General features: G+C 47.6%; 8 protein-coding genes and 1 pseudogene. 6 read left to right on the top strand and 3 right to left on the bottom strand.

Annotated features, from left to right (window positions below; genetic code table 11):
- The 3 genes and pseudogenes from E0D98_RS20750 to E0D98_RS20760 all read right to left on the bottom strand — a co-directional run.
- Nucleotides 1-758, bottom strand: a pseudogene (locus tag E0D98_RS20750) (DNA-binding protein); the annotation flags it as partial.
- Nucleotides 759-880: 122 nt separating this feature from the next.
- On the bottom strand, nucleotides 881-1,333 hold the full coding sequence (tabA, locus tag E0D98_RS20755) for a toxin-antitoxin biofilm protein TabA (protein WP_000583470.1): 453 nt from the start codon (nucleotides 1,331-1,333) through the stop codon (nucleotides 881-883).
- A gap of 144 nt (nucleotides 1,334-1,477) precedes the next feature.
- Nucleotides 1,478-2,071: a TetR/AcrR family transcriptional regulator gene (locus E0D98_RS20760; RefSeq protein WP_000256670.1), complete on the bottom strand. Its 594-nt coding sequence runs from the start codon at nucleotides 2,069-2,071 to the stop codon at nucleotides 1,478-1,480.
- A gap of 70 nt (nucleotides 2,072-2,141) precedes the next feature.
- Here E0D98_RS20760 and bdcA point away from each other — a divergent pair, with 70 nt between their 5' ends.
- The 6 genes from bdcA to ridA all read left to right on the top strand — a co-directional run bounded on the left by bdcA (nucleotide 2,142) and on the right by ridA (nucleotide 5,668).
- Nucleotides 2,142-2,855 carry an SDR family oxidoreductase gene (gene bdcA, locus E0D98_RS20765; RefSeq protein WP_000500726.1) on the top strand — a complete coding sequence of 238 codons (714 nt, stop codon included), beginning with the start codon at nucleotides 2,142-2,144 and terminating at the stop codon, nucleotides 2,853-2,855.
- Nucleotides 2,856-2,985: 130 nt separating this feature from the next.
- Nucleotides 2,986-3,381, top strand: a complete 396-nt coding sequence (locus E0D98_RS20770) for a RidA family protein (RefSeq protein ID WP_000230281.1) — start codon at nucleotides 2,986-2,988, stop codon at nucleotides 3,379-3,381.
- Nucleotides 3,382-3,661: 280 nt separating this feature from the next.
- Nucleotides 3,662-3,796, top strand: a complete 135-nt coding sequence (pyrL, locus tag E0D98_RS20775; protein WP_001296693.1) for a pyr operon leader peptide — start codon at nucleotides 3,662-3,664, stop codon at nucleotides 3,794-3,796.
- A gap of 3 nt (nucleotides 3,797-3,799) precedes the next feature.
- Entirely contained in the window at nucleotides 3,800-4,735 is a 936-nt protein-coding gene (gene pyrB / locus E0D98_RS20780) for an aspartate carbamoyltransferase (protein WP_000013046.1), read from the top strand.
- A 12-nt stretch (nucleotides 4,736-4,747) separates the two neighbouring features.
- Complete coding sequence (pyrI, locus tag E0D98_RS20785; protein ID WP_000148581.1) at nucleotides 4,748-5,209, top strand: aspartate carbamoyltransferase regulatory subunit; 462 nt, start codon at nucleotides 4,748-4,750, stop codon at nucleotides 5,207-5,209.
- Nucleotides 5,210-5,281: 72 nt separating this feature from the next.
- Nucleotides 5,282-5,668 (top strand): 2-iminobutanoate/2-iminopropanoate deaminase, encoded by a 387-nt coding sequence (gene ridA, locus E0D98_RS20790; RefSeq protein WP_000047539.1) that lies wholly within the window; start codon nucleotides 5,282-5,284, stop codon nucleotides 5,666-5,668.
- Nucleotides 5,669-5,853 lie beyond the last annotated feature (185 nt).

Raw genomic sequence — 5,853 nt, forward strand, 5'->3', positions numbered from 1 at the left:
ATCCCTTTTTCACCAAGCAAGTATGAAATCGATTCATTACATACATAAGGCATTAATAGCAGATGTTCTTTCCTTATTGCTAATAATGCATTATTCAATGGTTTTTCTAATAAATCCGTAATCGTAGAATCAACTGAATCTTTACAACTCACCTGCGAGTTATTCAAGTCCTGAGAATTATTTAACTCCTGCGGAATATTTAATAGACGAGCTATTTCCTTGTTAGCTTCGCGTTGGTAACACGCCAGAATCTTGTTAGTAATCAGGTGTAATGAACTCTCATCTTTTCTTTCAAAGGACTTCCCTTCATAACGATTAGTCGAACCATCAGGTTGTGTAAATATAATGACTGTATGTCCTTCACGAATCCCATTATTAAAAGCTGAGGCAAGTGTAATTTCTATTTCCACCTTAGATAAATCCGCTCGCTCCCCTTCAGGATTATTCATAACAAACTTCATTATCTCACTACCATCATTATTTTTGATATAAGATGAGGACTTAATATGAGCCATCATATTTCTACCCGCTTCGTTGGAGCGTTTGCTAAAATCCACATAACCCAGGGTAAATATCTTAGCCAAAAACTCCAAAAATGCTCTGGGAGAAAGAATATTGCTTCTGCTATTCTGCCCTCCGGCAATTCGGGAAAAATCATTCATTCCCACATACCAGGTATCTAAGTCTTCATTTTTTTGTTTACAATTGTCGGCTGATGTAATGTTTTGAGAAAAATTCCAACCTGATATTTTGCTCATGACGGACTCCTTGAGTTAATAAGAACGTCTAAGCATTACAAATTCTACTCACAAAAAAATATCAAAAAACGCTCTTTTCACAAACTCGCCGTAAACCTGGAGTTATTTACGGCGAAAAGTCATCACGCCATCAGCATCTTCACTACTGCTTTGCGAACCTGGGCTGGCGCGCCCACTGCGCACAGCGGTTTATGCACTTCCCCCGGATAAAACACAACAAAATCACCTTCATTAAGGATAACTGTTTTCTCATCAACGCCTTCCGGCAAAAATGCGATGTCTTTATCAGCTAACCAGTCGGTATCCGGCGTGCCTGCAGGTTGCGTGCTGAAGGTCATGCCTTCCTGACCTTTTAACACAATCTGAATGTCGAGATAGCGGGCATGATACTCCGCACGGCGAGCTTCGTACGGCTCGGTCATATCTTCCGAGATAAGATAAAACAGACGATTGCCTTCGATATCGTGCTTACCCTTTGGCGTTTCTGCCGTAACGTGCGCTTTGATATGCTCAATCGCCTGGCGTAACTCCTGGGGTAGCCACGGCTGAAGATTATGAATATTTCCGATGATCATCTTTTCCACTCCTTAATTAAAATAATGTTTCATTTCTATCGTTATACGAAAAGATGATCAATTCCGCCAGCCTTAACGCGTGAATTATTGTCTTATCACAACTTATCGGCAGGCGCGTTCCCGCCTTTCGGATCAAGGCCAGCATCACTCCTTGAGAAGAGTTTTTATCGCTTCCCCCGCCAGTGCAGCTGTTGCACAGAGTTGTTCGATTGAGTGCCCCTCCCGTGCCTTCGCAGAAAGCCCTGACATCACGGTACTCATAAAATCAGTCACACATTGTGCGCTTTGTGGATGCCGCCTGGCGATATAGTCATAAATGGTCGTTTCTGCGGCGTGATAATATTGAACGGCAATATCACGCGCTAGTGGATCATGACTATGAATACCTTCAAGAACCATACAGCCAGCGCAGCCGCCGTTTTGGCTATATCTGCGCGCCGCTTCTTTTAATACCTCAACCAGGCACTCGCCTACTGGACGATCATCACGAAGAATATCGGCAAGCGGAATAGCTTCCGTACCGACGTATTCATTGAGTACACGGCTAAATAACCCAGCTTTACTGCCAAAAGCCGCGTAGAGGCTCGGGGGGTTAATACCAAGATAATCAGTAACTTCAGCAACACTGACAGCATCGAAACCTTTTTGGTGAAAAAGCACTTTTGCCGCAGAGACTGCCTGCTCAGGAGCGAAACGTCTGGGACGACCTGGAACGCGAGATTGTTTTTTAGTGACCATTACAAAACTTGTTGACAGAAAGTTAAAACAGTTTTGTAATGCATGTTACATAATAAATCAAGGAGTCCTTATGGGCGCTTTTACAGGTAAGACAGTTCTCATCCTCGGTGGCAGTCGTGGTATCGGTGCCGCTATCGTACGTCGTTTCGTCACCGATGGGGCCAATGTACGATTCACCTATGCGGGGTCGAAAGATGCCGCTAAACGCCTGGCACAAGAGACTGGAGCGACAGCAGTATTCACAGATAGTGCTGACAGAGACGCTGTCATTGATGTCGTTCGTAAGAGCGGCGCATTGGATATCCTGGTGGTAAATGCAGGTATTGGCGTCTTTGGCGAGGCCCTGGAATTAAATGCCGACGATATTGATCGCCTTTTCAAAATCAATATTCATGCTCCTTATCATGCCTCTGTTGAAGCCGCCCGGCAGATGCCCGAAGGCGGGCGCATCTTAATCATCGGCTCCGTGAATGGCGATCGTATGCCTGTTGCAGGCATGGCTGCTTATGCCGCCAGCAAATCTGCCCTGCAAGGCATGGCGCGCGGGCTGGCCCGTGATTTTGGACCGCGTGGGATCACCATTAACGTCGTCCAGCCAGGGCCAATTGATACCGACGCTAATCCCGCCAACGGGCCAATGCGCGATATGTTGCATAGTTTGATGGCTATCAAAAGACATGGGCACCCGGAAGAGGTCGCTGGTATGGTCGCATGGTTAGCAGGGCCAGAAGCCAGTTTTGTTACCGGCGCGATGCATACCATTGATGGCGCGTTTGGCGCATAACCGACTACGCTCAATTAAGCCCAGCCATTATCCATGATGTCTGGGTTTTGTTTACTCACGTCGTCCGCTAAAAGCGGCTCCTGGTAAATATAAATCTTCTGTTCATGTCGTAAATCTTGAGGATAACCAAATGGTAGAAAGAACCGCTGTTTTCCCTGCAGGCCGACATTCACTGTATGCTGAACATCGTTATTCTGCGGCTATTCGTTCCGGCGATTTGCTGTTTGTTTCCGGGCAAGTAGGAAGTCGAGAGGACGGAACACCAGAACCCGATTTTCAGCAACAAGTCAGACTGGCATTTGATAATTTGCATGCGACCCTGGCTGCTGCGGGATGCACTTTTGACGATATCATTGATGTTACGAGCTTCCATACCGATCCAGAAAACCAATTTGAAGACATCATGACGGTGAAAAATGAAATATTTAGCGCCCCACCTTATCCAAACTGGACGGCGGTAGGTGTTACATGGCTGGCAGGCTTTGATTTTGAAATTAAAGTGATAGCGCGCATCCCTGAGCAGTAAGCAATAGTGTTAGCCGTTCGTTTTCACACTCCGCCCTATAAGTCGGATGAATGGAATAAAATGCATATCTGATTGCGTGAAAGTGAAAAAGAAAAAAGCAGGAAATGTCTGCAATTATTGATACCGAACGACCGTTCCCCTGCAGAATCACAACAAATAAAAATGCATGTATTTTGACTTATAATTCAAATAAACCGTTTGCGCTGACAAAATATTGCATCAAATGCTTGCACCGCTTCTGACGATGAGTATAATGCCGGACAATTTGCCGGGAGGATGTATGGTTCAGTGTGTTCGACATTTTGTCTTACCGCGTCTGAAAAAAGACGCTGGCCTGCCGTTTTTCTTCCCGTTGATCACCCATTCCCAGCCCCTCAATCGAGGGGCTTTTTTTTGCCCAGGCGTCAGGAGATAAAAGATGGCTAATCCGCTATATCAGAAACATATCATTTCCATAAACGACCTTAGTCGCGATGACCTTAATCTGGTGCTGGCGACAGCGGCGAAACTGAAAGCAAACCCGCAACCAGAGCTGTTGAAGCACAAAGTCATTGCCAGCTGTTTCTTCGAAGCCTCTACCCGTACCCGCCTCTCTTTCGAAACATCTATGCACCGCCTGGGTGCCAGCGTGGTGGGCTTCTCCGACAGCGCCAATACATCACTGGGTAAAAAGGGCGAAACGCTGGCCGATACCATTTCGGTTATCAGCACTTACGTCGATGCGATAGTGATGCGTCATCCGCAGGAAGGTGCGGCGCGCCTGGCCACCGAGTTTTCCGGCAATGTACCGGTACTGAATGCCGGTGATGGCTCCAACCAACATCCGACGCAAACCTTGCTGGACTTATTCACTATTCAGGAAACCCAGGGGCGTCTGGACAATCTCCACGTCGCAATGGTTGGTGACCTGAAATATGGCCGCACCGTTCACTCCCTGACTCAGGCGTTAGCGAAGTTCGACGGCAACCGTTTTTACTTCATCGCGCCGGACGCGCTGGCAATGCCGCAATACATTCTGGATATGCTCGATGAAAAAGGGATCGCATGGAGTCTGCACAGCTCTATTGAAGAAGTGATGGCGGAAGTAGACATCCTGTACATGACCCGCGTGCAAAAAGAGCGTCTGGACCCGTCCGAGTACGCCAACGTGAAAGCGCAGTTTGTTCTTCGCGCCAGCGATCTCCACAACGCCAAAGCCAATATGAAAGTGCTGCATCCGCTGCCGCGTGTTGATGAGATTGCGACGGATGTTGATAAAACGCCACACGCCTGGTACTTCCAGCAGGCAGGCAACGGGATTTTCGCTCGCCAGGCGTTACTGGCACTGGTTCTGAATCGCGATCTGGTACTGTAAGGGGAAATAGAGATGACACACGATAATAAATTGCAGGTTGAAGCTATTAAACGCGGCACGGTAATTGACCATATCCCCGCCCAGATCGGTTTTAAGCTGTTGAGTCTGTTCAAGCTGACCGAAACGGATCAGCGCATCACCATCGGTCTGAACTTGCCTTCTGGCGAGATGGGCCGCAAAGATCTGATCAAAATCGAAAATACCTTTTTGAGTGAAGATCAGGTAGATCAACTGGCATTGTATGCGCCGCAAGCCACGGTTAACCGTATCGACAACTATGAAGTGGTGGGTAAATCGCGCCCCAGTCTGCCAGAGCGCATCGACAATGTGCTGGTCTGCCCGAACAGCAACTGTATCAGCCATGCCGAACCGGTTTCTTCCAGCTTTGCCGTGCGAAAACGCGCCAATGACATCGCGCTCAAATGCAAATACTGTGAAAAAGAGTTTTCCCATAATGTGGTGCTGGCCAATTAATTGCGGTTGGTAATAAAAGTCTGGCTCCCTATAATGAGCCAGACTTTTTACCGCTGTAATAAAGGAGAAATCATGAGCAAAACTATCGCGACGGAAAATGCACCGGCAGCTATCGGTCCTTACGTACAGGGCGTTGATCTGGGCAATATGATCATCACCTCCGGTCAGATCCCGGTAAATCCGAAAACGGGTGAAGTACCGGCAGACGTCGCTGCACAGGCACGTCAGTCGCTGGATAACGTAAAAGCGATCGTCGAAGCCGCAGGCCTGAAAGTGGGCGACATCGTTAAAACCACCGTGTTTGTGAAAGATCTGAACGACTTCGCAACCGTTAATGCTACCTACGAAGCCTTCTTCACCGAACACAATGCCACCTTCCCGGCACGTTCTTGCGTTGAAGTTGCCCGTCTGCCGAAAGACGTGAAAATTGAGATCGAAGCGATCGCTGTTCGTCGCTAATCTTGATGGAAATCCGGGCTATCATGCCCGGATTAAGTCTGATGACAAACACAAAATCGCCTGATGCGCTACGCTTATCAGGCCTTGTATTATCCCTCCAGTGCAGAGAAAATCGGCCAGTTTTCTCTGCCTGCAGTCCGCATGCCGTATCGGGCCTTGGGTTCTAACCTGTTGCGTAGATTTAT

Source organism: Escherichia sp. KCJ4928 (assembly GCF_004352695.1).
Taxonomy (GTDB): Bacteria; Pseudomonadota; Gammaproteobacteria; order Enterobacterales; family Enterobacteriaceae; genus ECMA0423.